Origin of the sequence: Gordonia sp. VNK21 (assembly GCF_046098115.1) — a bacterium.
Classification (GTDB): domain Bacteria; phylum Actinomycetota; class Actinomycetes; order Mycobacteriales; family Mycobacteriaceae; genus Gordonia.
In genome coordinates this window covers 571,184-596,376 of the sequence record NZ_JBJURU010000001.1, presented here as the reverse complement: position 1 = coordinate 596,376, position 25,193 = coordinate 571,184, and the positions used below count along the sequence as shown (strand labels likewise).

Sequence of the window (25,193 nt, the reverse complement as noted above, 5' to 3'; positions counted from 1 at the left end):
GTGCGCCCGCCCGCGGCGGTGATCAGCTCGGTCATCTCGGTGAGCACCGGCTGCGCGAGTTCACCGCGCCCGGGCGGCGGCAGATGCCGGGCCACGTAGAGGATCGCCGAGCGCGGATAGTCGAACGGGGAGCCGACGTCCAGGCCGCGCCAGCCGCCCGCATCGACGTCGCCGGCCGTCGAGCCGGCCGGCGCGGGCGCGTCCGCCGTCCGATGCGGCGGCAGCCCCCAGGTGCGGGCCAGGGCGTCGAAGTCGCCGCCGATGGTCAGAGTGGCCGAGGTGAGAACGACGGTGGCATCGGTGAACAGAGAACTGCGCAGCAGTCCGGCCACCGAGATCGGCGCGATCCGCAGCGTGCGGCGCCGTGTGCCGCCGCGCAGCAGATCCTCGGCCAGCCACACCACGTCGCGCCGTTTGGTCACCTCCGGCTCGGCGAAGAAGGCGAGGATCCGCACCACCGTGTCGTGCAGGGATTCGGCGGCCGAGCGGGCCAGCTGCCGGGCCGCCGCGGCCTGCGGATCGGCCTTGCCGTCCGTGCCACCGCCCGGGCCGATCTCGGTGTGCACGCTCCAGAGGCGGTCGCGCAGACTCGCCAGGACCTCGGCGGCGCCCGCCGGCAGCCGCAGCCACTCGCCGGTGCGGGCCTCGTCGAGCAGGGTCTCGAGCTGCTCGGCGGCCGCCGCCAGCGCCGCGGCCGATTCGGTGGCGATCAGTTTGCCGGCCCGCCGGGAGACGTAGGCGACACCGGTGGTGGAGACCTCCTCGGTGCTCACGCTGGTGATGCGGTCGGCCAGCTCGTGGGCCTCGTCGATCACCACCACCCGGTGTTCGGGCAGGATCGTCGCCGGACTCATGGCGTCGATGGCCAGCATCGCGTGGTTGGTCACCACCACGTCGGCCTGTCCGGCGGTGCGCCGGGCCAGCTCGGCGAAACAGTCCTGGCCGTATTCGCAGGCGGCGGCGCCCACGCATTCGCGTGAACTCACCGAGACCTGCTGCCACGAGCGGTCGGTCACCCCGGGCGACAGATCGTCGCGGTCACCGGTCTCGGTGTCCGACGCCCATTCGCGCAGCCGGGTCACCTCGCGCCCGGTGCGGGAGGCCTCGAACGGGTCGAAGAGTTCGGCCTCGGGTTCGTCGGCCACCGAGTGGATCTTGTTCAGGCACAGGTAGTTGGCCCGTCCCTTGAGGATGGCGAACGACGGTTCCTGGCCCAGCGGCTCCGCCAGCGCGGCACAGACGCGCGGCAGATCCCGCTCGGTGAGCTGGCGCTGCAGCGCGATGGTGGCGGTGGAGACGACCACCGGCTCCTCGGCGGCGACCGCGTGCGCCAGGGACGGCACCAGATAGGCCAGCGACTTGCCGGTGCCGGTGCCGGCCTGCACCGCGAGATGTTCGCCGGACTCGATCGCCTCGGCCACGGCGCGCGCCATCGCCAGCTGACCGTCGCGACGGGAACCGCCGAGCGCGGTGACCGCGGCGTCGAGCAGTTCGGTGGTTCCGGGCTGCTCGCTCACTCGCGGGCGGTGCCGGTGTACAGCAGTTCGCCCTCGAGCTCGACGCCGGCCTCGGTCAGCCGGGCCGTCGCCCGCGCGGTGCTCTCCGGGGAGATGGCGGCGGTGAAGTTGAGCAGAACCCGGGTGGTCAGCCCGTTCGCGGCGGCGTCGACGGCGGTGGCGGCCACGCAGTAGTCGGCGGCCAGACCCACCACGTCCACTGCGGTGATCCCGTGGGCGGACAGCCAGTCCGCCAGGGTGGTGCCGTCCGGCGCCGCACCCTCGAATCCGGAGTAGGCGGCGCTGTAGGCGCCCTTGGAGAAGACCTCGGCGAACGGCTCGGTGTTCAGCGACGGATGGAAGGCCACGCCGTCGGTGTGCGCCACGCAGTGCGGGGGCCAGGAGTCGACGTAGTCGGGATGCTCGGAGAAGTGATCGCCCGGATCGATGTGGTAGTCGCGGGTGGCGACCACCGTGGAGTACTCGCCGAGGAGTTCGGTCACTGCGCCGGCCACCGCGGCGCCGCCGGAGACGGCCAGTGATCCGCCCTCGCAGAAGTCGTTCTGAACGTCGACGACGATCAGCGCGGTGTCGGCTCTCGGGGTCATCGGCTCTCCGGTTCGTCGAGGTATCGGGTGCTGATCGCGGGATCGCCGTGGCTCAGGCCCAGGCCCTCCCAGGGGAGCGAGACCAGACCGCGGGCCAGCAGCGCGCGGGCCTGCGGCAGGTCGGGCACCTCGTCGACGACACGGCCCCGGCGCACCAGCGGGATCTGTAGATCGCGCAGGGTCAGATTACCGGCCGGTGGCTGCGGTCGGGCGCCCCGGTAGATCAGTTCCTCGACGATGGTGCCGGATTCGCGGGCCGCACGGGCCGCCCGCTTGGCGCCCCCGTGGGACTCCTTGTGGCTCGACCGTTTGGCCACCGGTACGCCGTCCACCTCGACCAGCTTGTAGACCATGCCCGCGGTCGGGGCGCCGCTGCCGGTGACCAGCGAGGTGCCCACCCCGTAGATGTCGACCGGTTCGGCGCGCAGCGAGGCGATCGCGTACTCGTCCAGGTCGCCGGAGACGACGATCTTGGTGCCGGTGGCGCCGAGGCCGTCGAGCTGGTCGCGCACCTGCCGGGCCAGCACACCCAGATCCCCGGAGTCGATCCGCACTGCGGCCAGTTCGGGGCCGGCCACCTCGATGGCGTTGCGGACGCCGGTGGTGATGTCGTAGGTGTCCACCAGCAGCGTGGTGTCCACCCCCAGCCGGGCGATCTGTGCAGCGAAGGCGGCCCGTTCGTCGGAGCCGTCGGGCCGGGCGAAGGAGAGGGTGAAGGCGTGGGCGGCGGTGCCGGCGCTGGGCACGCCGTAGGTGCGGGCGGCCTCGAGGTTGCTGGTGGAGGTGAGTCCGGCCAGGTAGGCGGCGCGGGCGGCGGCGACGGCGGCCCGTTCGTGGGTGCGGCGGCTGCCCATCTCGATCACCGGCCGGCCGGCGGCGGCGCTGACCATCCGGGCCGCGGCCGAGGCGACGGCGCTGTCGTGGTTGAGGATCGACAGGGCGAGGGTCTCGAGGATCACCGCCTCGGCGAAGCCGCCGCGCACGGTGAGGATCGGCGAGCCGGGGAAGTACAGCTCACCCTCGGCATAGCCGTCGATGTCGCCGCCGAACCGGTAGTCGGCGAGCCAGGCCAGGGTCGCCTCGTCGACGATCCCGGCGAGCGCGGCGAGCTCGTCGTCGCCGAACCGGAAGTCGGCGAGCTGCTCGAGCAGCCGTCCGGTACCGGCCACGACACCGTAGCGGCGGCCGTCGGGCAGCCGCCGGGCGAACACCTCGAAGGTGCACCGGCGGTCGGCGGTACCGGCCGCCAGGGCGGCGGAGATCATCGTCAGTTCGTACTGATCGGTCAGGAGCGCGGTACTCGTCACATTCGCTACCCTATAGCTCATGGCTCCCGAAGAGTCCGCACCCGGCACCAGCACCGGCACGGCGATCGCCGAGCCGGCCGCTGCCGTCGATCGTCCCTGGGTGACGATCGTCTGGGATGACCCCGTGAATCTGATGAACTACGTGGCCTACGTGTTCCAGAAGCTGTTCGGTTATCCCGAGCCCAAGGCACGCGAACTGATGCTGCAGGTGCACAACGAAGGCAAGGCCGTGGTCTCGGCCGGCGACCGCAGCAAGGTCGAGAGTGACGTCCGCAAGCTGCATGCGGCAGGTCTCTGGGCGACGATGCAGCACGACGACTGATGCGGACCTGGCGCTGCCGCGGTGAGGGTGATGCGCTGCGCATCTGCTCGAATCTGGAGAGTTACGAGTGTCAGCTGATCGCCTCGATGGTCGGCTCGACCTCGGAGATCCTGGCCGAACGCGCCTCGACCGCGCCGCGTGATCCGCTCTCGGAGATCACCGGGATCGTCACCGGGCACACCGAGGCGCCGGGCGATCCCACGCTCGGCCGGCTGCTGCCGGACTTCCACCGGCCCGATCAGGACGAGACGCCGAGCGCCGACACGCTCACCGGCGACCTCAACGGCGCACTGCGCAGTCTCAACGAGCCGGCGATCATCGACCAGAAGCTGGCCGCGGCCGGGGTGGTGCTCGACACGCTGCCCGAGGGCGGCGGCGACATCGCGCTGACCGTGGCGCAGGCCGACGGCTGGCTCACCGCGCTCAACGACGTCCGGCTGGCGCTCGGGGCGATGCTGGGCGTGACCGACGAGCCGGTCGATCTCGATCCCGACGATCCGCGGGCCGCGCATCTAGACGTCTACGACTGGCTCACCGTGGTCCAGGAGCTGCTCGTCGAGGCGCTGATGGGCGGCGTGTCCGCGCAGGACTGAGGCCGGTCCGGCGGGCCGACCCGATGAGGAGAGAGCGATGACGCCGACGGCGCAGCCCGGGAACCGCATCACCGACGTGGACGGCATCGAGGTGGGGCACTACCAGCGGCTCGACGATCAGGTGAGCGTGGCCGGTGAGCAGCCCGGCTCGGGCTGGGCCACCGGCACCACGGTGGTGACGGTGCCCGACGGCGCGACCACCGCGGTGGACGTGCGCGGCGGCGGGCCCGGCACCCGCGAGACCGACCTGCTCGACCCGGTGAACACCGTGCGCGGGGCCACGGCGATCGTGCTCACCGGCGGCAGCGCCTACGGGCTGGCGGCGGCGGACGGGGTGATGGCCGGGCTCGAGGCGGCCGGCCGCGGTCTGCCGATGGACGCGCACGGCCACGTGGTCCCGATCGTGCCGGCGGCGGTGATCTTCGACCTGCCGGTCGGCGGCTGGACGCAGCGGCCGGACGCCGGCTTCGGCCGCCGGGCACTCGAGGCCGCCGGCCGCGACTTCGGCGTCGGCAGCGTCGGCGCGGGCACCGGCGCGCGGGCCGGCGCCCTCAAAGGGGGAGTGGGCACCGCCTCACTCACCCTGGCCGACGGTCCGGCGCAGGGCCGGACGATCGGTGCCCTGGTGGTCGCCAATCCGGTGGGCGCGGTGATCGACCCGGCGACCGGACTGCCGTGGGGCGGTGAGGATCTGGAGCACCACGGGCTCGGTGCGCCCGAAGCCGGGCAGATCGCCGCGCTGGCGCAGCTGTCGGCCAAGGGCACGGTGCTCAACACCACCATCGGCGTGATCGCCACCGACGCGGCCCTGTCGGTGGCCGGGACGCGGCGGCTGGCGATGGCCGGCCACGACGGTCTGGGCCGGGCCATCCGGCCCGCGCACTCGCCGCTCGACGGCGACACCCTGTTCGCGGTGGCCACCGGTACCGCCGACGGACCGCCTCCGCCGCCGATGCCGGCCGGCATGGACGCCGACACCCCGGTGGTGGCGGGCCTCGGTGCGGCCGCGGCGGTGGTGGTGCAGCGGGCGATCGTCGCGGCGGTGCGGCACGCGTCCCCGGTCGCCGGCATACCGGCCTACCGGGAGCTGCTGAGCTCGGCGCTGCGCTGAGTCGCCGCCGCGGCGATACCGGCGGCCGGGCCCGGCGGCTGGGCGGTGTCGACGCAGGTCGGCGTTGCTGGCATCCTGGATCACGACCCGTGCCGCCGACGAAGGACCCCGAGACGACCGTGACCGATACTGCTGCCGGTGTCCCGGCCAACCTGCCCGCGGAACGCGGCCGCGCGCCGATCGGGATCTTCGACTCCGGGGTGGGCGGACTGACTGTGGCCCGCGCGGTCATCGACCTGCTTCCCGACGAGGACGTCGTCTACATCGGCGACACGGCTAACGGCCCGTACGGTCCGCTGACCATTCCGGAGATCCGCCGGCACGCCCTGGCCATCGGCGACGAGCTGATGCGCCGCGGGGTCAAGGCCATCGTGATCGCCTGCAACACCGCCTCGGCGGCCTGCCTGGCCGACGCCCGCGAACGTTATGCCCCGATCCCGGTGATCGAGGTGGTCCGGCCGGCGGTGCGGCGGGCGGTGGTGGCCACCAAGAACGGCCGCATCGGAGTGCTGGGCACCGAGGCCACCATCGCCTCGCGCGCCTACCAGGACTCCTTCGCCGCCGCCCCGGACCTGGAGATCACCGCGGTGGCCTGTCCGCGGTTCGTCGACTTCGTCGAGCGCGGGATCACCAGCGGCCGGCAGATTCTGGGGCTGACGCAGGGCTACCTGGAACCGCTGCAGGAGGCCGGAGTGGACACGGTGATCCTCGGCTGCACCCACTATCCGCTGCTGTCCGGCGTGATCCAGCTGGTGATGGGCGACGAGGTGACCCTGGTCTCGAGCGCCGAGGAGACCGCCAAGGACGCCTTCCGGGTACTCACCGAGACCGACGCACTGCATCCCCAGCAGGGACGTCAGGCGCAGCGGTCGTTCTCGGCCACCGGTGACCCCGATTCGTTCCGCAAACTCTCGGGCCGTTTCCTCGGGCCCTCGGTCGGTCGGGTGACGCACCTATGAGCCGTTCGGTGGGATTCCTCACAATCGGGCTGAAGGAGTAACGCATCGGTCACGCGCCGGGGGTTCGCGACCGGCACCCGGCGGGTGCATGGCACAGTGGGGCGCATGCGTTTGACGGTCCTCGGCTGCTCGGGCAGCGTGAACGGGCCCGGCGCTGCGTGCTCGGGATACCTGATCCAGGTCGACGGTGAGCGTCCGGTGCTGGTGGACTGCGGTCACGGCGTCTTCGGCGAACTGATCGCGCACGCCGACCCCAGCGAGGTGGCGGTGCTGCTGAGTCACCTGCACGCCGACCACTGCCTGGATCTGGCGGCCATGCTGGTCTGGCGCCGCTGGTCGCCGCAGCGGGCCACCGAACGTTCCCCGCTGTACGGCCCGCCGGGCACCGCCTTGCGGATCGGGGCCGCCTGCTCGGAGTACCCCGGCGAGGTCGACGACATCAGTGACACCTACGAGGTGCACGAGTGGTCCGACCGGCAGGCGATCCAGGTCAACGGGCTGACCGTCGAACCGATCAAGGTGAACCATCCGCCGTCGACCTTCGGCCTGCGGATGACCGGGCCCGACGGGGAGGTGCTCGTCTACAGCGGCGACACCGGGATGTGCGACGAGGCGGTGGATCTGGCCCGCGACGCCGATCTGTTCCTGTGCGAGGCGTCGTGGACGCATCGGCCTCAGGTGCGGCCGGAGGGGCTGCACCTGTCCGGCACCGAGGCCGGGCAGCTCGCCACCCGCGCCGGGGTGCGCTCGCTGGCGCTGACCCACGTGGTGCCCTGGGAGGACGGCGACGCCATTCTCGACGAAGCCGGCCGCGAGTACGCCGGTCCGCTGCAGCTGGTCAATCAGGGGCAGGTCATCGAGGTGCGCCGTCCGGTCGGCGGACCCGCCTGACCGTCGCAGCCATGCCCTAGAGTTGGACGCGTGAGCACACGAGCAGACGGCCGCGCCGACAACGAGCTGCGGCCCATTCAATTCACCCGCGGTTTCACCTCCAATCCGGCCGGTTCGGTGCTGGTGGAATTCGGCAACACCCGCGTGATGTGTACCGCCAGCGTCACCGAGGGCGTCCCGTCGTGGCGGCGCGGCTCGGGACTGGGCTGGCTCACCGCCGAGTACGCGATGCTGCCCGCGGCCACCCATGAGCGGTCCAAGCGCGAATCGGTGCGCGGCAAGGTGGGCGGCCGCACCCACGAGATCAGTCGGCTGGTGGGCCGCTCCCTGCGCGCCTGCATCGACCTCGCGGCGCTCGGCGAGAACACCATCGCCATCGACTGCGACGTGCTGCAGGCCGACGGCGGCACCCGCACCGCCGCCATCACCGGCGCCTATGTGGCCCTCGCCGATGCGATCACCTGGCTGGCCGCCGCCGGCCGGCTCACCGACCCGCAGCCGCTGTCCTGCGTGCTGGCCGCGGTCAGCGTGGGCGTGGTGGACGGCCGGGTCCGGCTGGATCTGCCGTACGAGGAGGATTCGCGTGCCGAGGTGGACATGAACGTGGTGGCCACCGACGCGGGTACCTTCGTGGAGATCCAGGGCACCGGTGAGGGCGCCACCTTCCCGCGCGGCACCCTCGACAAGCTCCTCGACACCGCGCTGGAGGGCATCGACTCTCTCGTGCAGGCGCAGCGGGCGGCACTGGCCGAGCCGTACCCCGGCGAGCTGCCCGAAGCCCAGTGACCGGAGCTTCCGGAACCGGGGCGATGCCCGGCACCGTCCTGCTGGCCAGCAACAACGCCAAGAAGCTCGCCGAGCTGCGACGGGTCGCCGAGGCCGCCGGTATCGAGGGCCTGACGGTGCTCGGACTGTCCGACGTCGCACCGTATCCGGAGCCGGTCGAAGACGGCGCGAGCTTCGAGGACAATGCGCTGATCAAGGCGAGGGCCGCGGTGGCGGCCACCGGTCTGCCGGCGCTGGCCGACGACTCGGGCCTGGCCGTCGACGCTCTCAACGGGATGCCCGGCGTGCTCTCGGCACGCTGGTCCGGCGGTCAGGGCGATGCGGCGAACAACGAGCTGCTGCTGGCCCAGCTGGCCGACGTGCCCGCCGATCGCCGCGGCGCGGCGTTCGTCTCGGTGTGCGCGCTGGTGCTGCCCGGCGGCGGTCAGACGCTGGCACGGGGGGAGTGGCGCGGCCGCATCGTCGCGCGGCCCAGCGGCGCCAACGGCTTCGGCTACGACCCGCTCTTCGTTCCCGACGATGCCCTCGCCCAGGGGCGCACCTCGGCCGAACTCAGTCCGGCGGAGAAGGATTCGCTGAGTCATCGCGGCAAGGCGCTGGCCCAGCTCGTCCCGGCGCTGGCGGCACTGACGCGGTCCTGACCGGGTTCGCGCCGGCGCTCAGGGGTCGGCGCTCAGGGGTCGGGGCTCAGGGGGCGGGGCTCAGAGGTTGAAGCGGGTCTTCACCTGCACCGTGCGCACGTGCTCGACCCAGAACGACAGGAACGGGATGGTGCCGGCGAGCGCGGTGAGAACGGTGGTGCTCACGCTCCACCGGATCCGGGTGGCCAGGTCGATGGTGCAGATCAGATAGACGAAGTAGATGATGCCGTGGATCGGGCCGATCCACTCGAGCCCGGTGACGTCGAATCCGTACTTGGCGATCATCTCGGCGACCAGGATGAGCAGCCAGATACCGGTGATCCAGGCCAGCACGCGGTAGCGCAGCAGCGCCTTGCGGATCTGGTCGGTCGTCGCGGTGACGATGGGGCCGTCGTCGGTGGTGGTCGCGGCGGCAGTGCGGTCGTCGGTCACTGGGCTTCCTCTTCTCGGGCGCGCGTCTGCGGGGTGGACGGATCCGGGGCTGTCGACTTCTGGGCCGCCGGACTCCGGGCTGCCGGTTTCTGGGCGGGCGTGTCGAGTTCGGCCAGATACCGGTTGTACTCGGCGAGCTGCGGATCGGGATCGTCGTGCGCCAGCGCGGCGATCGACAGATCGCCGGGCGCGGGACGGTCGGGCAGCACACCGGCCGGGATCTCCCGGGGACCGCTGCCGGCCCCGGTCCGGACACGCTCGGGCTCCGGTGTCGACTCGAGAACCACGAACCGCCGGTAGGCCCAGACCATGGCCACGGCGAAGACCGGCCACTGCAGGGCGTAGCCGAGGTTCTGGAAGGTTCCCGAGGCGGACTCGTACCGATCCCACTGCCACCACGCCATGCCCAGGCACACCAGAGCGCCCACGATCGCCAGGATCAGCATCGCCGGCCGGTGGCGCCGCGTGGTGTGGCCGGGTTGGTTCTGCACACCTTCGAAGGTACCCGTCGTCCCGGTGTGACCCACATCCCGCAAGGTGAGCTAAGCCCGACTGGCGGCACACCACGTAGCAGACACCCACCGGCCCGGCGGGTGTCTGCTACCGGAGAACCCGGCTCACTTCGCCGTGGCGATGCCGAGTGACGGGAAGAAGTAGCAGGTCGCGTCGCCCTTGTTGATCGAGCCGTAGATCGCCGAGAGCACGGTGCCGGAGCCGGTGTCGACCAGGCCGCCGCGGACCCCGTTGGAAGGGATGATCGTGGTGACCGGGGTGAGGAGGCCCTCCGCGACCTTTGCGGCACGGGGGATGTTGGCCTCCTCGAGCCGCTTCGTCACGGCTTTGACGATGGTCTCGCCGAGTCCGTCCATGGGCTCGCCGATGCTGCCCTCGAAGGTGTTGACGTTGAACCAGGCGACCTGCATACCGCGCTTGTCGCCAGAGTCGTTGAAGGTGCCGACGGGAACGAAGCCGTAGAGGATCTCGCCCTTCTTCACCGCGTTGATGTCGATGTGTTTGCCGAGGACCGTGTAGCTCAGATCGCCGAGTAGCGGTGTCTTGGGTCCGGCGATCGCCCCACCGAGGGCCGCGGGGAAGCTGAAGTCGGTGCAGGCGCCGATGGTGGGCGTGAACGGGGTGATGCCGAGTTTGGTCAGCAGCGCATTCGCGGCCTCGATGGTGCTGAGCGCGTCGGCGGCGTCCTGGGGCTGAGGGTTGAGCCGGTCGAGCGCGGTCTTCGCGGCGAGCGCCTCGCCGGTCGGTGCCGCGGTGGCGGCCGGTGCGCCCAGCGCGGCGCCGGCGACGAGGGCGGCGGTCATGGCGGTGGCCGCGGCGGCGCGGCGGAAGGGGATCTTCATGGTGCTGTTCTCTCCTGTGCGGGACGAGGCCGGTGCTTCTCGCAGACCCGACGTCCGTTGCAGCGTGACAGGCTCGGACCTCCCGGTTCGGCCAGATCGTGAGGTCTGAGATGAACTTGAGACCAATGAGGCCACTGTGACTTAAGGGTCTGAAGCTACTGGTGTGGTGTAAATGATCGACACTGATCGTTGCAACTGACAAGGCCGTCCTGAGGTGCTATCGCGTAGCAGCCCAGGACGGCTCAGTGCATCATCGCGCGGAGCACTCCGGGATGTCACTCAACTCGGTGGGCGCACTCCGGCCGGAGGCCGGCAGGGGTGTGATGGTGCGCGAGAAGGGACTTGAACCCTCACGTCCGTAGACACTGGAACCTAAATCCAGCGCGTCTGCCAATTCCGCCACTCGCGCGTGCGCCGACCAGAATACCGGTCGGCACCCGGCGCTCCGACGGGGAGCAGCGGGTGCCGACCGGTTTCCGCGGCGTGCGGGCACGGCGCTCGGTGAGCGCTGCGCTTACTTGAACTCGGGGAGCGTCAGCCCGGGCACCACCTGCAGGCCCGGCGCCACCGTGGTGCCGGCCGTGCGCGAGTTGCGCGTGGTGGTCGACGACTTCGGGTTCTGGGTCTTCGTACTCGGGGTCTTCTTGTTCTGGGTCTTCTTGTTCTGGGTCTTCTTGTTCTGGGACTTCTTGCTCTGGGTCTTCTTGTTCTGGGCCTTCTTGGCCTTGGCTTCCTTCGCCTTGGCCTCGTCGACGGCCTTCTTGTGCGCGTCCGGATCCTTCTTATTGGCCTCGGCGCCCAGGCCGGTGCCGGTGGTGTCGTCCTCGACGAAGCACATGGTGCGCAGCACGTTGTGGTAGGTGATCAGGCCATAGGTGAGCGGGAGGTTCGCCAGAATGCCGATCGCCTTGAACGGTGCGACGGTGACGCCTTGGCCGAGCGGCACGATTCCGGGCAGGACCTCACCCTCGGCCGACTCTGCACCGAAGTCTCCGCTGCCACCGACCGTCGTGAACACATAGACGGCCAGGGCGTACGAGTAGTAGACCGCGGTCAGCGACTTGGTGACGGTCAGGTCATAGGCGCTGACCGTCTCGGTGAGGTCGTCGCCCTGACCGATGTTGTGGGCGAGGCCGAGGACGATGTCGAGCGGTGTGCCGCCGACGATCTTGGCGATGGTGCCGAGGGCCTCACCCAGCTCCGGCTGCTGCAGAACTTGCTTTGAGATGGTCGGCCCGAAGCTCAGGAGGATGGGGGTCACGGTGGAGATGGCGGATTCTGATGAGGTGAAGTCCGCCTTGTCGGCCGGAATCAGATTATGCGGCACCTGGGTGGACTTCATCCCGCGGACCACGGTGTTCACCGCGGCGTCGATCTGTCCCCGGATCGGCGAGCCGACCGGATACTGCGACTTCAAGTAGCTGCGGGTCCGCTCCACGATCCGGCCCAGGCTCTGATCGGCCACCGCCGGGCAGGTCTCCGAGTCGGCCAGCGCCAGCTGATTCGCCGTGTCGGAGATGAAGGCGGGCATGTCGATGTCGAAGGTCTCGTCGCTGGGCTTGCCGGCGTCTTCCATCTGCTCATCGGTCACCCGGGCGACACACTGATTCAGGATGGCGCTGCTGATGCCCTGGTACAGATACCCCAGGCCCATCGACCCGCCCGTCAGTCCGTACCCGGCGACCTGCAGAATCGTCGACAACGTCGAGTCGAAGCTGACGGTGCCGAGCAGGCCGACGCCGACCTGCAGCGGGGCCATGATTCCCACCGAGAGGTACAGCCACGAGGTCTCCACGGCCTGGCTGAGTGTCAGATTGCCGAGCTCGATCGCTTCGGAGCCCCGGCCATCCCGGATTTTCAGCAGGTCGTTCACGATCTTCTGCGACAGCGGGGTGCGATAACTCGGATCGTCGGCGTCGGCTCCGAGGGAGAACGGGTGCTCCGAGATGGCGAGCGTGGAGACCTTGATCGAGGCCATCGACTGCTTGACCGCCGCCGACTGATTGAGCACGCCCGCCCGCATGTTCGCCGGAAGTGCGGCGGCGAGCGACTCGGCCATCGAGTCGTAGACCACACTCAGCGTGGTGAACTCACCGCTCACGCAGGTGGTGTCCTGGCCCTTGTTCTCGGCCAGCGGTGCGAACATCGACCGCGGCGACTTGGAGATCCGCTCCTGGCGCTCCTGGTAGGTCTCGTTCTTCTTCTTCGCCGGTGCCTTCTTGGTGGGCTTGGTCTTCTTCTTGGCGACCGGGCTGTAGGCGGCGGGCGTGAGCTCGGGGGTGAAGACGGCGGCGTTGCCGTTCGGCACCGCGGCATTGAGCATGACCCCGCTCAGCACCCCGGCGGTGGTGAGCCGGACGGCCCAGCGCTGCCTGTTGCTCGGACGGTAATGCTCACAGCTCCAGGCGGTCGCCGACTGCTTCATCTGGTCTCACTCTTTCGCACGGAAACGGACGTGGCCGGAAAGTCTCATGAAGCGCCGGACGAACACGGGGCATCCCACGTGGATTACCCGATTCGCGACAAGGTTCCCGACCTGCTCGCACAGAAAGTTAGCATAGGCTTAGAAAACAAACAGTGTCCGGGAGGTGAACTCGGTCAGTGGTCCTGGTCACGTCGGCAGTACGCTGACACGCTGTGACCGAGAATCCCCTGCACCTCCCGCTGCCGGACCCCGCCGTCGTCGATGCTCTCGGCCGTGATCTGCGCGCCGCAGACTTCTCAGGTTCGGGGATCGAGGAACTGCTCGGCGGGGCCGCCGACGCGGCGCTGACCGCGGGAACCTGGTGGCCGGCGCTGCGTGCGACGGCCGCAGCACCCCCGGAACTGGCGTCGCGCGCCACCCTGGTCCGGCTGTTCCTGCTCGGATCCGCCGAATCGGCCGCCGACGTCGCCGCGGCCCTGCCGAGTACGCCGATCCCCGTCCTGGTCGAGCAGGGCGTCCTCGGCTACGACGACGAGGCGCGCACCGCGGTGCGCGCCCTGCTCGACATCCGGCCGCACCCGGCCACCGCCACCGACGACGATGCGGCCCCGGACCTGCTGGTGGTCTCCGACCAGGACCCGCTGCTCGCGCCGGGCGCCGTGGCGCACGATCACGTGCTGGGCATCGGCGGCGCGTCGATGTCGCTGGCGCAGGCGGTGATCCGCACGCCGGTGCGGCGCGCCCTGGATCTGGGCACCGGTTGCGGCATCCAGGCCCTGCACATGGATGCGCACTGCGGGCAGATCGTCGCCACCGACACCAACCCGCGGGCCCTGGCACTGGCGGCGGCCACCGCCCGGCTCAACGCGATGACCTGGGACCTGCGGGAGGGGAGTCTGTTCGAACCGGTCGCCGGCGAACGCTTCGACCTGATCGTCTCCAATCCGCCGTTCGTGGTCGGCTCTGGCGCACAGGACTACATCTACCGCGACTCCGGGTTCACCGGCGATGCACTCTCGGAGCGGCTGATCAGCGAGATCCCCGAGCACCTCGAACCGGGTGGTGTGGCGGTGCTGCTGGCCAACTGGGTGGTGTACGACGAGGAGCGCTGGGCCGAGCGGATCACCGGCTGGCTCACCGCCACCGGACTCGACGCCTGGGCCGTGCAGCGTGAGCTCGCCGACCCGATCAGCTACATCTCGCTGTGGGTGGCCGACGCGGGGGAGTCCGCGCAGGATGCCGCGGCCCGCGCCGCGCGCTGGCTCGACTGGTTCGAGAGCGAGGGCATCGCCGGGATCGGGATGGGGGTGGTCACGCTGCGCCGGCCGCTCGACGACCGTGCGGCCGAGGTGATCGTCGAAGAGATCACCGCCGCCGGCCAGGAGGTGACCGGCGCCGAGGCCCAGGCCTTCTGGGCGCGGCGCGACTACCTGCGCACCCGCACCGACGAGCAGCTGCTCGCCACCCGGCTCACCACCGCTCCGGTCTTCCTCGAGACTCAGTCGCTGCCCGGTGCGGAGGGCTGGCAGGAGGTGTCGGCGGCGGTCACCCGCCCCGGCGGTCCGGGTGCGGTGCTCCCGGTGGACGAGGTGATGACCGCGCTGCTGGCCGGCTGCCGCGGGCAGGTGCCGCTGGGTGTGCTGCTGTCCCTGCTCGCCGACGTCCACGGCGTGGACCGCGATGCGCTCGCGCAGGCCGCGATGCCTGCGGTCCGGGAGGCGTTCGCCCGCGGGATCCTGTACGAGGCGCGGTAGCGGGCGCTCAGCCGCAGGCGGCGTCCAGGGCCGCGGCCAGGTCGGCGCGCAGATCCTCGACGTCCTCGATGCCCACGGAGAAGCGGAGATGCCCGAGCCTGCGGAACGGCTCGGGATAGGCCGCGACCCGCGGTCCCGCGGTGCCGGTGTGCACGATCAGCGACTCGTCGTGGCCCACCGAGACGGCCGAGGTGATCACCTTCAGCTCGCTGACGAAACGGTTCTGCAGCTCCGGCGGGCCGTCGAGGGCGAAGGACATCATGCCGCCGAAGCCGCGCTCACCGAACTGGGCCGCCGCCGTCGTGTGCTGCGGATGACTCGGCAGACCCGGATACGCCACATACGCGATCCGCTCGTCGGCCTCCAGGAACCGGGCGAGTTCGGCGGCATTGGCGCAGTGCTGTGCCAGCCGCAGCGGCAGGGTCACCGAACCGCGCACGATCAGCCAGGCGTTGAACGGCGAGATCACCCCGCCCACGTCGACCATCGCCTCCGCCCGGATCGGAGCGATCAGCTCGGCGCTGCCGATCACCGCGCCGCCCATCGCATCGCCGTGCCCGTTGATGTATTTGGTGAGCGAGTGGATCACCAGGTCGGCGCCGTGCTCGAGCGGCCGGTACAGCGGCGGCGGGGTGAACGTCGAATCCACCACCAGCAGCGCGCCGCCGGCGTGCGCCACCGCGGCCAGCGCCTCGATGTCGGCCACCTTGGTCGTGGGATTGGCGATCACCTCGGTGATCACCAGCCGGGTGTTCGGGCGCATGGCCGCGGCCACCGCATCCGGATCGCCGACGTCGACGAAGGTCGCCTCGATCCCGTACTTGCGCGGCAGCAGGGTGGTCCACAGTTTGTAGGTGGCCTCGTAGGTGGTGTCCGAGACCACCACGTGATCGCCGGAGGCCACATGACTGAAGAACACCGCGTGCAGGGCGGCCACCCCGGATGCCAGGGCCAGCGCATCCTCCCCGTGCTCGAGCGCGGCCAGCTTGCGCTGCAGTGCGATCTGATTCAGGCCGGTGTTGCGGGTGTAGATGACGTGATCGGGATTGGACCAGTCCAGCGACGACGGATCCTCGGGCAGATGATACGAGTTGGCCATGGTGATCGGCACCCGGATGGGGGTGCCGGGGCCGCCCGGTTGATTTCCGCCGTGCACGCTCAGGGTGCGCTCGCCGAGGCTTTCTGCCGCTGTCCGATCCGGTCGCTGCTGCGCCATGTCTCGCCCTTCCTCTCGCGCCGCGCGCTGCCGATCCGCGCGGCGGCGAGGACCGGGGCGCGGTGCAACTTGTCGATACCCCAGCGGGACCGGGCCTGGGCCCAGGCCCAGCAGCAGCCGAACACCGCCAGCGCGATCACGGTCGACAGCACGGCGCCCCACGGCCGGAAAACGATCCAGGTGGGCACCGCCATCAGGGCGACCCCCTGGATCACGTAGGCGTCGAGGCTGCGGGCGCCCACCGTCTCCAGCGGACGCAGCCACTCCCGCCGCATCCACTGTAGGAGACGGCGGAAGACGGCATAGACGCAGGTCACCACCAGCCAGGCGGCCAGGGCACGGGCCGGGCCGAGGGTCACCTTGGCGGTCAGCGACGGATCGTCGGCCAGCCACTGGGCCAGCGGGCGGCCCGGGCGCAGTGCGAGCCAGAGCAGCGCCGTCAGCAGCAGCAGGGCCGGCAGCGCGGCGTCGACGCGCTCGGGCACCCGCCAGTCCACCCATTTCCAGCCGATCACCAGGGCCGGAACGAAGAGCACCTGCCAGGCCGCCCAATCCGCGATCGGGCCGCCGCCGGGATGCGAGTGCAGGACGGTGGCCTGCCAGCCGCAGAGCTGCACGGCCGCATACAGGCCGACCGAGCCGGCCAGCACCGCCGCCGCACCGCCGCGGCGCCGCAGCAGCGGCAGCAGGACGATCACCGAGGCCATCAGCACCAGATAGACCACCAGAATGCTGGCGCCGCTGGGCAGCCAGCGCAGGGTCAGCGCCCACCACAGCTGGCGCCCGGGACTCACATCGGGCGGCAGCACGGTGATCATCGAGAACTGCCGGGCGGTCAGCCGGGTGCTCACCGCGACGGCGACCAGCGACAGGAAGAGCTGCGCGGCGTAGAGGGTGACCAGCCGCCGGGCCAGCCGTCGGTAGGCGAAGCCCAGGCCGTGCCGGTCGGTCCAGCGCCGGTAGACGATGCCCAGTACCAGGCCGGAGAGCAGGACGAAGGCGCTCAGGCCGTCGACGAAGGGGTAGGCGTGGGTGGGTGCGGCGATGCGCCGGCCGTCGGCGAAGTGCAGCGAGACCATGCTCCAGATCGCCAGCCCGCGGGTGGCATCGATCGCCAGATCGCGGCCCGGCCTGGTCACACCCATGCGGGGACGGTACGGCGCGCCGGCCCGAGGGCCGGCGCGCCACACTCACCGTGTCCGAGTTGTTACCAGAGTTGCTTCAGTTGTTACCGAGGTGGATGTGACTGAAGTGGCTCGGGTGAATGTCCCGACGAGGGGTCGTCGACGACTCAGGCGTACAGGTCGGCGATCGCCTGCTGGTAGGTCTCGTGCACCACGTTGCGCTTGAGCTTCATCGTCGGCGTCAGCTCACCGGAGTCGATGGTGAAGTCGGTGCTGAGCACCTCGAACTTCTTGATCGCCTCGGCCGCCGAGACCTTCGCATTGGCCTCGTCGATCGCCGTGGCCAGCTCGGCGCGCAGCGTCTCGTTGGCGGCCAGGTCGGCCATCGAGGTGTCGGCCGGCAGCCCGTGGCGTTCGAGCCAGCCCGGCGCCGCCTCGGGATCGATGGTCAGCAGGGCCGCGACGAACGGCTTCTTGTCGCCGACCACCAGTGCCTGGCTGACCATCGGGTGCGCCCGGATGGTGTCCTCGAGCGGGGCCGGGGAGACGTTCTTGCCGCCGGCGGTGACGATGATCTCCTTCTTGCGCCCGGTGATGAGCAGGAAGCCGTCCTCGAGCCGGCCGACGTCGCCGGTATGGAACCAGCCGTCCCGGATCGAGTCGGACGTGGCCGTCTCATTGCGCCAGTAGCCGTTGAAGATCATCGGGCCCTGAAGCAGCACCTCGCCGTCTTCGGCGATCCGGACGGTCACCCCCGGCACCGGCCGGCCCACCGAGCCGATCTTGATGTGGTCGACGTTGTTGGCGGTCACCGCCGCGCAGGTCTCGCTCAGGCCGTAACCCTCGTAGACGGTGACGCCCGCGCCGCGGAAGAAGTGCCCGAGACGCTCGCCGAGCGGTGCGCCGCCGGAGACCGCCTCCGAGCAGCGGCCGCCCAGGGCGGCGCGCAGCTTGCCGTAGACCAGCTTGTCGAAGACGGCGTGCTTGAGGCGCAGGCCCAGGCCCACCTTGCCGTTCTCGAGCGCCTTGCTGTACTCGACGGCGGTGTCGACGGCCTTCGCGAAGACACCGCCCTTGCCGCCGTCGATCGCCTTCTGCTCGGCGGTGTTGTAGACCTTCTCGAAGACGCGCGGCACCGACAGCACGTAGTCGGGCTGGAAGACGGCCAGGTCGGGGACCAGATTCGCCAAGTCGGCGGTGTGGCCCATGACCACCCCGTTCTCCATGCAGCCCACGGCGACGACCCGGGCGAAGACATGGGCCATCGGCAGGAAGAGCAGCGTGCTCTTCCCCTCGTTCAGTCCGGTGCCGACCGACTCGGCGGTCGCATAGCACTCGGTGAGGAAGTTCCGGTGGGTCAGCACCACGCCCTTGGGGCGTCCGGTGGTTCCCGAGGTGTAGATCAAGGTGGCGGCGTCGTCGGCCCGGGCGCCTTCCTCGCGGGCATCGAGCACCGAGTCGGGCAGTTCCTCGCCGCGCTTGCGCAACTGCGCCAGGGCGTCCGATTCGATCACCAGCACCTCGCGCAGTGCCGTCGCGCCTTCGATCACCGCCTGGTGCCTGGTCTGATGTCCGGCGTTCTCCAGCAGCAGGATCGAGGCGCCCGAGTCGTTGAGGATCCAGTCCACCTGATCGGGTGCGGAGGTCTCGTAGATCGCGACGGTGGTCGCACCGGCCCGCCAGATCGCGTAGTCGATCACCGACCACTCGTAGCGGGTGGACGAGAGCAGCGCCACCCGGTCGCCGGCATCCACGCCGCTGGCGATCAGCCCCTTGGCGATCGCGTCCACTTCGTCGGCGAAGTCGCGTGCGGTCACGGTGATCCAATTGCCGGATTCGCCCCGGCGTTTGAACACCGGCATCGTCGGGCGTTCTCTGCGGAGCGTCTGCACGCGGGTGACGGTGGTCGCTCGGTCATCCACCGTGAAGGTCGATGGAGTGGTGTACTCCTGCATGGTCGTCAAATCCCCTCGGGGTCGTCAGATCTCACGAGGCTCGGCCGAACCTCGTGCCCGGCACAGTACCAGGGAGTAAGTGGGACAGATCACATACGCTCCTCGGGGTAGAATCTCCAGGCAATGACTACGAACGCGCGGCGATGAGCCGGACCCAGCCCTCCGGAGCCCTGAGCTCTGATTCCGACAAAGCGGACGCGGTGGCGTCGGCCGCCGATTCGTTCGACGGCTTCGATATCGATGCGCGTGTCCGTGCCGCCATCGACGACATCGGATACGAACGTCCCTCGCCCATCCAGGCGGCCACCATCCCGCCGCTCATGAACGGTCGCGACGTGGTGGGCCTGGCCCAGACCGGCACCGGCAAGACCGCCGCCTTCGCGGTGCCGGCGCTCTCGCGTCTGGACACCTCCGCCCGCACCCCGCAGGTGCTGGTGCTCGCCCCCACCCGGGAACTGGCCCTGCAGGTGGCCGAGGCGTTCGGCAAGTACGCCGCCAAGATGCCCGAGGTGAAGGTGCTGCCGATCTACGGCGGCCAGAGCTACGGAATCCAGCTCTCCGGACTGCGCCGCGGCGCCCAGGTCATCGTCGGCACCCCGGGCCGGGTGATCGATCACCTCGACAAGGGCACCCTGGATCTGTCGGATCTGCAGCTGCTGGTGCTCGACGAGGCCGACGAGATGCTCACCATGGGCTTCGCCGAGGACGTCGAGCGGATTCTGGCCGACACCCCCGATCGCAAGCAGGTGGCTCTGTTCTCGGCCACCATGCCCGCAGCGATCGGCCGGCTGGCCCGCAAGTACCTCAACGACCCGGTGGAGGTGACGGTCAAGGCGGAGACCAAGACGGCCGCGAACATCACCCAGCGGTATCTGCAGACCTCGCACCACCGCAAGCTCGATGCGCTCACCCGGCTGCTGGAGGTGGAGACCTTCGACGGGATGATCATCTTCGTGCGGACCAAGTCCGCCACCGAGGAGCTCGCCGAGAAGCTGCGCGCCCGGGGACTCTCGGCGGTCGCCATCAATGGCGACATCGTGCAGGCGCAGCGCGAGCGCACCATCAACCAGCTCAAGAACGGCACCATCGACATCCTGGTGGCCACCGACGTCGCCGCCCGCGGTCTGGACGTGGACCGGATCTCGCATGTGGTGAACTACGACATCCCGCACGACACCGAGTCGTATGTGCACCGGATCGGCCGCACCGGCCGGGCCGGCCGCTCCGGGACCGCGCTGCTGTTCGTCTCGCCGCGCGAGCGGCACCTGCTGCGCTCCATCGAACGCGCTACCAAGCAGCAGCTCGAGGAGATCGACCTGCCGTCGGCCGAGGACGTCAACGCCCAGCGCGTGGCGCGCTTCGGGGAGTCGATCACCAACAACCTCGCCTCGGAGAACCTGGACATGTTCCGCGGCCTGGTGGAGAACTACGCCCGCGACAACGACGTGGCGATGGCCGACATCGCGGCCGCGCTGGCCCTGGAGACCCGGGACGGCGGCTTCCTGATGGCGCCGGATCCGCCGGCCGGGCAGCGGCGCGAGCGCGGCGACGACCGCGAACGCGATCGTAAGCCCAAGCGCGGCGGCCACTTCGCCACCTACCGGATCGCGGTGGGCCGCAAGCACAAGGTCTCGCCGGGTGCGATCGTCGGAGCCATCGCCAACGAGGGCGGCCTGACCCGTGGGGACTTCGGGAACATCAGCATCCGCGACGACTTCAGTCTGGTCGAACTGCCCGACGATCTGGACGCCGAGACCCTGGCCATGCTCAAGCACACCCGCATCGGTCGCCATCCGATCGACATCCGTCCGGACATGGGTCCGCCGCGGCAGCGCGGGGGCAAGAACTTCGGCGGCGGTCAGGGCGGGCAGCGCGGCAAGCGCGACCACTGGGGCAAGCGCCCGCCGCGGGTGGCCGGCCGGAGCCGGGGCTGAGCCGGGTCCGGGTAGGCGTCCGGTTCCCGGGACGTCTCAGTCGAGGTCGATGACCGCCTGCAGTCGCGGGCCGAAGGTCGCGACGAGCTCGTCGACCGTCGGGGCACGGAAGGCCGGGGCGCCGATCAGATAGCGCAGGGTGGCCAGTCCGAAGAGCTGGGCGGCCAGGGCCCGGGCGGTGTCCTCGGACACCTCGGCCTGGCTGCACAGCTGGGGGAGCATCGCCGTTGAGGCGAACTCGCCGACGACCCGCGCGATGTCGGCATCGGTGATGGCGGTGCGCATGAAGGCCTGGATGGCCGGGCCCGTGTCCGGACTGGACCAGGTGGTCAGGAAGGCCGTCACCAGGCGTACTCCCAGCCCGGTCCGCGGGCCGGGGACTGCGGCGGCGATCATCGCGCCCGGGTCCACCGGCAGTTCCAGCGCCGCGACGAAGAGTCCGCGCTTGTTGCCGAAGTAGTAGGGGATCAGCGCGACGTCCACGCCGGCCCGGGTGGCCACCGCGCGCAGGCTCGTATTGCCGAATCCGTTCTTGGCGAACAAGTCCCGGGCCGCCTGCAGGATGTCCTCCCGCGCCGTGCTGCCGGCTTCACGGCGACCGCTCCTGTTAGCCACGGTCCGGATTCTACCGATTGTCTTCGCCGGGCCGACGGCCTACCGTGGTCCTCAACATTCGTTGAACCGAAGGGACTACTAGGCCCGCTGGCCTTGCCCGCAAGCTGATCGGCGTGATCGTCGGCCTGGCGATCCTGATCCCGCTCGTGCTGCTGGTCTTCATCGTACCGGCCTCGCGGGCCACGCCGCACGACCTGCCGATCGGCGTCGCCGGACCGGCTGCCGGCATCGAGCAGGTGCGTTCGGCGATCGACGAGCACCAGCCCGGCGCCTTCGACGTGCGCGGCTTCGACAGTCTCGAAGCGCTCACCACGGCCACCGCCGATCGCGAGGTCTACGGCGGTGTCGTGCTGGGGGCGCCACAGGCCACGGTCATCGCCACCGGCGGAAGCCAGGCGGTCGCCACCCTGCTGACCTCCCTCGGCCAGGAGATCGCCGGGGCCGGCGGCCCACCGGAGGTGATCGACGTGGCCCCGCCGACCGCCGACGATCCGCGCGGCTCGGGCTTCGGCTCGATCGTGATGCCGGTCTTCATGGCCGGTGCGGCGCTGGGCATCGCACTGACCCAGCTCGCCCGCCGCGCCTGGCTCATCGCCGTCCTGCTGCCCGTCGGCGCGGCCACGGTCGGCGCCACGGTGATCGGCGCGGCGCTGGCCGTCGGGGTGATCGACGGCGGCTTCTGGGGCCCGTGGCTGGCGATGGCGTGCGGCATCTGGGCGATCTCCGCGGCCGTCGCCGGTCTGGTCGCGCTGATCGGACTCGCCGGGATGGGGTGGCCGCCCTGGTGTTCATGATCGTCGGCATGCCGCTGGCCGGCCTGTCGTATCCCAAGGAATACCTGCCGTGGGTCTGGGGCGACCTCGGGCAGTGGCTGCCGCTGGGCGCCACCGGCACCACCGTGCGCAGCGCCGCCTTCTTCGACGGCGGCCTGATCGGTCCGGGCGCCGGGCAGGCCTTCGGTGCGATCGCACTGTGGATCGTCGTCGGCTATCTCCTGCTGGGAGGCTCGGTGCTCAAACGCCGGCGCCTCACCACTGCGGTGCTGGAGGGAGGCACCGCGGCCGCGTGAGCCCGGTCGGCGGTGTCAGACGCGCAGCAGGGCCGGCAGCGCGGTGCCGGCAGCGGCCGGCAGGAAACAGTCCGTCGTCGGGGTGAGTGTCGACGGCTCGGGGTTGACCTCGATGATCGGCGTGCCCCGCTCGGCGGCCTCGATCGGCAGGGAGGCCGCCGGGTACACCAGGCCGCTGGTGCCGACGATCAGCACCACGTCCGCGGCGGCGAAGGCCTGCTCGGCCGCCCGCCAGGCACCGGCCGGGAGCATCTCGCCGAACCAGACCACGCCGGGCCGGATCGGGCCGTCGCAGAGCTCGCAGTGCGGCAGGTCCGGCGCCACGGACAGCTCGCCGCCGGCCGGGCGGTCGCAGACCTCGCAGCGCGGCTGGAACAGACTGCCGTGCAGGTGGCCGGCCACCTCGGATCCGGCCCGCTCGTGCAGATCGTCGACGTTCTGGGTCACCACGCTCAGGGCGCCTCCCCGGGACGTCAGCCGGTCGCCGAGCTCGGCGACGGCCCGGTGACCGTCGTTCGGCGCCACCTCCCGTACGGCCGCCGCCCGTCCGGCGTACCAGCGCCACACCGTCTCCCGGTCCCGTTCCCAGGCCTCGGGGGTGGCCAGGTCTTCGGGTGAGAACCGCGACCACAGGCCGGTCATGGCATCGCGGAAGGTGGGCACGCCGGATTCGGCGGACATGCCGGCACCGGTGAAGACGACGACGTGGCCGGCGGCCTCGAGCAGCGCGGCGGCGCGCTCGACGAGAGCGCTGTCGAGGGCGTCACGCATCGGGGTGCTCCCGTCGGTCGGTGGCATCGTGGCTGGGGGCGGTGGCATCGTCGCCGGGGGCGGTGGCGCCGATCGCCGCGCGCAGCCGTCCGGCCACGGCAGCCAGATCGCCGGGGCGGCGGGTGAGGAAGCCGCGGGCCAGGCGGAGTCTGTCGCCGTCGGCGCGGGGAAGCACGTGCAGATGGGTGTGGAAGACGGTCTGGAAGGCGGCCCGGCCGTCGTTGAGCGCGAGATTCACCCCGTCGGCGCCGAACGCCGGCGAGCGCATCGCTGCGGCGATGCGCTGGCCGGTGGTGAAGAGCCGGGCGCCGAGCGCCGGATCCAGATCGGCCAGGCCGGAGGCGTGCCGGCGCGGGATCACCAGGGTGTGCCCCGGGGTGATCGGGGCGATGTCGAGGAAGGCCAGTACGTCGTCGTCGGCGTAGACCACATGCCCGGTCTCGCGGCCGTCGGCGATCTGGCAGAAAACGCAGTCGGACATGGGCTCACCCTATCGGCCGGTACCGACAGCGACCGCCGGGACGGCGACGGCAGAGCCCCGCACCGGAGGCATCCGATGCGGGGCTCTGCGTGACGAGCGGCCGGTCAGGAGTGACCGCTGGTGCACACCCAGTCGTAGATGTAGCCGCCGCCGGCCGCGCTCAGCGCGTACGACTGCGCGGTCCACAGATCCGGGGCCCGGCCGTAGCCCCAGTACGACGGCGAGCTGGCGATGGCGCCGCAGCCGTTGACGAAGGTCGTGACCACCCGGCAGTCGGTGTAACCGCAGGCGCCCTGGGCGGCGTTCGCGGCCTGCGATTCGCTGGGATAGTCCCACGCCCGGCCGGTGGCGCCGGTGCTCGGGGACAGCGCGAGCGCACCGTAGTAGTCGTAGGCATGGGCGGGAGCCGGGTCTACAGAGGCGCCGACGGTCAGCGCCGCCCCGGCACCGACGGCCGCGAGGCCGGCGGTGATCAGGCGTCTGGTGATGTTCATGATTGCTCCTTACGAGGGTGGGCGGTTGGCCGCCGAGATCAGTTGGGTGCCTTCTCGCGGGTCGGCTGATCCGCCGGTGCCGAGGTGGTCGGGGTGGCCTTCGGGGTCTCCACGTCGTCCGGCTTGCTCACCTCGACGGTCTTGTTCCAGTCGGAGAGGGTCACGGTGACGGTGGTCTCGGCGGCCGGGGCCACCTCGACCTTGGCCACCTGGTTGTCGTCGGTCACCCACACGGTGGTGTCGAGCGCCTCGGTGGCTTCGGTGGCGCTCTTGCCGGTGGCGCCGGTCAGGCCGGCGACCTTGGATGCCGGCACGGTGCCGGTGACCTTGGTGGCGGAGACGCCGTCGACGTCCTCCTTGCCCGCTTCCTGGGCGCCCTCGAGGCTGCGCAGGATGGCCGGAACGCCGGCCTCGGGGTCGAGGACCTTGGAGGCGTCGTAGATCGAGCGGCCGTCGCCGTAGTCGATCCAGCCCTTGTCCTGGACGTTGGCGTAGAGCCGGTCGTCGAGGTAGACGAAGGGAGCCTTGGACTCGGTGCCGCCCATGTTCAAGGTGGCCTCACCGCTGCCGGAGACCGGATCGGTGTTCACATCGGCCACCACCGAGGTGGCGTTCATACCCGGCAGGTCGCCGTTCACGGTGACCGTGATGTGGGCTCCCTTGAGTGCCTCGGTGCTGTCGGCGGCCTTCGTCAGCAGCTCGGAGGCGGCCGGATCAGATGACGCCGGCGCCTTCTCACCGGAGTCGTCGGACGAGCAGGCCGTGAGGCTCAGCGCTGCGGCGGCCCCGAGGGCCACGACGGCCGCAACCAGTCGATTCGGTCGGTGCATCTGGTTCTCCTTTGTTGTCAGTAG

At 70.7% G+C, this 25,193-nt stretch carries 26 protein-coding genes and 1 tRNA gene; 11 read left to right on the top strand and 16 right to left on the bottom strand.

The features are described from left to right. From ACJMNC_RS02930 to ACJMNC_RS02920, 3 genes are all read right to left on the bottom strand, one after another. On the bottom strand, positions 1-1,517 hold a 1,517-nt coding region (locus ACJMNC_RS02930), incomplete at its 3' end, for an ATP-dependent DNA helicase (RefSeq protein WP_408946422.1). Further along, on the bottom strand, positions 1,514-2,104 hold the full coding sequence (locus tag ACJMNC_RS02925) for an isochorismatase family protein (protein ID WP_408946421.1): 591 nt from the start codon (positions 2,102-2,104) through the stop codon (positions 1,514-1,516). The genes ACJMNC_RS02930 and ACJMNC_RS02925, both read right to left, overlap by 4 nt. Then, positions 2,101-3,411, bottom strand: a complete 1,311-nt coding sequence (locus ACJMNC_RS02920) for a nicotinate phosphoribosyltransferase (protein ID WP_408946420.1) — start codon at positions 3,409-3,411, stop codon at positions 2,101-2,103. Before ACJMNC_RS02920 ends, ACJMNC_RS02925 begins: the two co-directional genes overlap by 4 nt. A 19-nt stretch (positions 3,412-3,430) precedes the next feature. On the opposite strand from ACJMNC_RS02920, the gene clpS reads away from it, so the two are divergent. The 7 genes from clpS to rdgB all read left to right on the top strand — a co-directional run bounded on the left by clpS (position 3,431) and on the right by rdgB (position 8,714). After that, the gene (gene clpS / locus ACJMNC_RS02915) at positions 3,431-3,733 is read left to right on the top strand and encodes an ATP-dependent Clp protease adapter ClpS (RefSeq protein WP_408946419.1); all 303 of its coding nucleotides are present in this window, start codon (positions 3,431-3,433) and stop codon (positions 3,731-3,733) included. Further along, the gene (locus ACJMNC_RS02910; RefSeq protein ID WP_408946418.1) at positions 3,733-4,326 is read left to right on the top strand and encodes a DUF2017 domain-containing protein; all 594 of its coding nucleotides are present in this window, start codon (positions 3,733-3,735) and stop codon (positions 4,324-4,326) included. The genes clpS and ACJMNC_RS02910 overlap by 1 nt, the downstream gene beginning before the upstream one ends. 37 nt (positions 4,327-4,363) lie before the next feature. After that, positions 4,364-5,437 carry a P1 family peptidase gene (locus ACJMNC_RS02905; protein WP_408946417.1) on the top strand — a complete coding sequence of 358 codons (1,074 nt, stop codon included), beginning with the start codon at positions 4,364-4,366 and terminating at the stop codon, positions 5,435-5,437. 119 nt (positions 5,438-5,556) lie between these two features. Then, positions 5,557-6,396 (top strand): glutamate racemase, encoded by an 840-nt coding sequence (murI, locus tag ACJMNC_RS02900; protein ID WP_408946416.1) that lies wholly within the window; start codon positions 5,557-5,559, stop codon positions 6,394-6,396. Positions 6,397-6,501: 105 nt separating this feature from the next. Further along, positions 6,502-7,287, top strand: coding sequence for a cyclic nucleotide-degrading phosphodiesterase (locus ACJMNC_RS02895; protein ID WP_408946415.1), 786 nt, complete (start codon positions 6,502-6,504; stop codon positions 7,285-7,287). A 30-nt stretch (positions 7,288-7,317) separates the two neighbouring features. Further along, a complete protein-coding gene (rph, locus tag ACJMNC_RS02890) occupies positions 7,318-8,073 on the top strand; it encodes a ribonuclease PH (protein ID WP_408946414.1) in 756 nt (251 codons plus the stop codon). Between the two features lie 23 nt (positions 8,074-8,096). Continuing rightward, positions 8,097-8,714, top strand: coding sequence for an RdgB/HAM1 family non-canonical purine NTP pyrophosphatase (gene rdgB, locus ACJMNC_RS02885; protein ID WP_408946413.1), 618 nt, complete (start codon positions 8,097-8,099; stop codon positions 8,712-8,714). 60 nt (positions 8,715-8,774) lie between these two features. Here the strand turns inward: rdgB and ACJMNC_RS02880 are convergent, their stop codons facing one another. From ACJMNC_RS02880 to ACJMNC_RS02860, 5 genes are all read right to left on the bottom strand, one after another. Next, a complete protein-coding gene (locus ACJMNC_RS02880) occupies positions 8,775-9,146 on the bottom strand; it encodes a DUF3817 domain-containing protein (protein WP_408946412.1) in 372 nt (123 codons plus the stop codon). Then, positions 9,143-9,637, bottom strand: a complete 495-nt coding sequence (locus ACJMNC_RS02875; RefSeq protein ID WP_408946411.1) for a transcriptional regulator — start codon at positions 9,635-9,637, stop codon at positions 9,143-9,145. Before ACJMNC_RS02875 ends, ACJMNC_RS02880 begins: the two co-directional genes overlap by 4 nt. Positions 9,638-9,763: 126 nt before the next feature. Continuing rightward, a complete protein-coding gene (locus tag ACJMNC_RS02870; RefSeq protein WP_408946410.1) occupies positions 9,764-10,501 on the bottom strand; it encodes a hypothetical protein in 738 nt (245 codons plus the stop codon). A gap of 324 nt (positions 10,502-10,825) precedes the next feature. Beyond that, a tRNA-Leu gene (locus ACJMNC_RS02865) sits at positions 10,826-10,910 on the bottom strand. Between the two features lie 105 nt (positions 10,911-11,015). After that, positions 11,016-12,926 carry a hypothetical protein gene (locus ACJMNC_RS02860; RefSeq protein WP_408946409.1) on the bottom strand — a complete coding sequence of 637 codons (1,911 nt, stop codon included), beginning with the start codon at positions 12,924-12,926 and terminating at the stop codon, positions 11,016-11,018. A 212-nt stretch (positions 12,927-13,138) separates the two neighbouring features. Between ACJMNC_RS02860 and ACJMNC_RS02855 the strand changes: the two genes are divergently transcribed. Beyond that, positions 13,139-14,680, top strand: coding sequence for a methyltransferase (locus tag ACJMNC_RS02855; protein WP_408946408.1), 1,542 nt, complete (start codon positions 13,139-13,141; stop codon positions 14,678-14,680). Between the two features lie 7 nt (positions 14,681-14,687). Here ACJMNC_RS02855 and ACJMNC_RS02850 read toward each other — a convergent pair whose 3' ends face one another. From ACJMNC_RS02850 to ACJMNC_RS02840, 3 genes are all read right to left on the bottom strand, one after another. Beyond that, positions 14,688-15,896: a trans-sulfuration enzyme family protein gene (locus ACJMNC_RS02850; protein ID WP_408946407.1), complete on the bottom strand. Its 1,209-nt coding sequence runs from the start codon at positions 15,894-15,896 to the stop codon at positions 14,688-14,690. Then, positions 15,839-17,041, bottom strand: a complete 1,203-nt coding sequence (gene opgC, locus ACJMNC_RS02845) for an OpgC domain-containing protein (protein ID WP_408946406.1) — start codon at positions 17,039-17,041, stop codon at positions 15,839-15,841. The genes ACJMNC_RS02850 and opgC overlap by 58 nt, the downstream gene beginning before the upstream one ends. Before the next feature lie 146 nt (positions 17,042-17,187). Further along, positions 17,188-18,975 (bottom strand): AMP-dependent synthetase/ligase, encoded by a 1,788-nt coding sequence (locus ACJMNC_RS02840; RefSeq protein WP_408946405.1) that lies wholly within the window; start codon positions 18,973-18,975, stop codon positions 17,188-17,190. Between the two features lie 143 nt (positions 18,976-19,118). On the opposite strand from ACJMNC_RS02840, the gene ACJMNC_RS02835 reads away from it, so the two are divergent. Next, positions 19,119-20,909 (top strand): DEAD/DEAH box helicase, encoded by a 1,791-nt coding sequence (locus ACJMNC_RS02835; protein WP_408946404.1) that lies wholly within the window; start codon positions 19,119-19,121, stop codon positions 20,907-20,909. Positions 20,910-20,945: 36 nt separating this feature from the next. Here ACJMNC_RS02835 and ACJMNC_RS02830 read toward each other — a convergent pair whose 3' ends face one another. After that, positions 20,946-21,524 carry a TetR family transcriptional regulator gene (locus ACJMNC_RS02830; protein WP_408946403.1) on the bottom strand — a complete coding sequence of 193 codons (579 nt, stop codon included), beginning with the start codon at positions 21,522-21,524 and terminating at the stop codon, positions 20,946-20,948. A gap of 113 nt (positions 21,525-21,637) precedes the next feature. On the opposite strand from ACJMNC_RS02830, the gene ACJMNC_RS02825 reads away from it, so the two are divergent. After that, the gene (locus ACJMNC_RS02825; protein WP_408946402.1) at positions 21,638-22,318 is read left to right on the top strand and encodes a hypothetical protein; all 681 of its coding nucleotides are present in this window, start codon (positions 21,638-21,640) and stop codon (positions 22,316-22,318) included. After that, the gene (locus tag ACJMNC_RS02820) at positions 22,297-22,593 is read left to right on the top strand and encodes a hypothetical protein (protein WP_408946401.1); all 297 of its coding nucleotides are present in this window, start codon (positions 22,297-22,299) and stop codon (positions 22,591-22,593) included. The genes ACJMNC_RS02825 and ACJMNC_RS02820 overlap by 22 nt, the downstream gene beginning before the upstream one ends. 15 nt (positions 22,594-22,608) lie before the next feature. Here ACJMNC_RS02820 and ACJMNC_RS02815 read toward each other — a convergent pair whose 3' ends face one another. The 4 genes from ACJMNC_RS02815 to ACJMNC_RS02800 form a co-directional block, all read right to left on the bottom strand. After that, complete coding sequence (locus ACJMNC_RS02815; RefSeq protein WP_408946400.1) at positions 22,609-23,364, bottom strand: NAD-dependent deacylase; 756 nt, start codon at positions 23,362-23,364, stop codon at positions 22,609-22,611. Continuing rightward, positions 23,357-23,845 (bottom strand): HIT family protein, encoded by a 489-nt coding sequence (locus ACJMNC_RS02810; RefSeq protein ID WP_408946399.1) that lies wholly within the window; start codon positions 23,843-23,845, stop codon positions 23,357-23,359. The genes ACJMNC_RS02815 and ACJMNC_RS02810 overlap by 8 nt, the downstream gene beginning before the upstream one ends. Before the next feature lie 104 nt (positions 23,846-23,949). Further along, a complete protein-coding gene (locus tag ACJMNC_RS02805) occupies positions 23,950-24,339 on the bottom strand; it encodes a DUF4189 domain-containing protein (RefSeq protein WP_408946398.1) in 390 nt (129 codons plus the stop codon). 38 nt (positions 24,340-24,377) lie between these two features. Next, the gene (locus ACJMNC_RS02800) at positions 24,378-25,169 is read right to left on the bottom strand and encodes an LppX_LprAFG lipoprotein (protein ID WP_408946397.1); all 792 of its coding nucleotides are present in this window, start codon (positions 25,167-25,169) and stop codon (positions 24,378-24,380) included. Between the last annotated feature and the right edge of the window lie 24 nt (positions 25,170-25,193).

Bases quoted from the DNA above. Each gene is read 5' to 3' on its own strand.
- ACJMNC_RS02925 (WP_408946421.1), bottom strand. From the start codon at position 2,104: ATGACCCCGAGAGCCGACACCGCGCTGATCGTCGTCGACGTTCAGAAC.
- clpS (WP_408946419.1), top strand. From the start codon at position 3,431: ATGGCTCCCGAAGAGTCCGCACCCGGCACCAGCACCGGCACGGCGATC.
- ACJMNC_RS02910 (WP_408946418.1), top strand. From the start codon at position 3,733: ATGCGGACCTGGCGCTGCCGCGGTGAGGGTGATGCGCTGCGCATCTGC.
- ACJMNC_RS02905 (WP_408946417.1), top strand. From the start codon at position 4,364: ATGACGCCGACGGCGCAGCCCGGGAACCGCATCACCGACGTGGACGGC.
- ACJMNC_RS02895 (WP_408946415.1), top strand. From the start codon at position 6,502: ATGCGTTTGACGGTCCTCGGCTGCTCGGGCAGCGTGAACGGGCCCGGC.
- rdgB (WP_408946413.1), top strand. From the start codon at position 8,097: ATGCCCGGCACCGTCCTGCTGGCCAGCAACAACGCCAAGAAGCTCGCC.
- ACJMNC_RS02870 (WP_408946410.1), bottom strand. From the start codon at position 10,501: ATGAAGATCCCCTTCCGCCGCGCCGCCGCGGCCACCGCCATGACCGCC.
- ACJMNC_RS02860 (WP_408946409.1), bottom strand. From the start codon at position 12,926: ATGAAGCAGTCGGCGACCGCCTGGAGCTGTGAGCATTACCGTCCGAGC.
- ACJMNC_RS02850 (WP_408946407.1), bottom strand. From the start codon at position 15,896: ATGGCGCAGCAGCGACCGGATCGGACAGCGGCAGAAAGCCTCGGCGAG.
- opgC (WP_408946406.1), bottom strand. From the start codon at position 17,041: ATGGGTGTGACCAGGCCGGGCCGCGATCTGGCGATCGATGCCACCCGC.
- ACJMNC_RS02840 (WP_408946405.1), bottom strand. From the start codon at position 18,975: ATGCAGGAGTACACCACTCCATCGACCTTCACGGTGGATGACCGAGCG.
- ACJMNC_RS02835 (WP_408946404.1), top strand. From the start codon at position 19,119: ATGAGCCGGACCCAGCCCTCCGGAGCCCTGAGCTCTGATTCCGACAAA.
- ACJMNC_RS02815 (WP_408946400.1), bottom strand. From the start codon at position 23,364: ATGCGTGACGCCCTCGACAGCGCTCTCGTCGAGCGCGCCGCCGCGCTG.
- ACJMNC_RS02810 (WP_408946399.1), bottom strand. From the start codon at position 23,845: ATGTCCGACTGCGTTTTCTGCCAGATCGCCGACGGCCGCGAGACCGGG.
- ACJMNC_RS02805 (WP_408946398.1), bottom strand. From the start codon at position 24,339: ATGAACATCACCAGACGCCTGATCACCGCCGGCCTCGCGGCCGTCGGT.
- ACJMNC_RS02800 (WP_408946397.1), bottom strand. From the start codon at position 25,169: ATGCACCGACCGAATCGACTGGTTGCGGCCGTCGTGGCCCTCGGGGCC.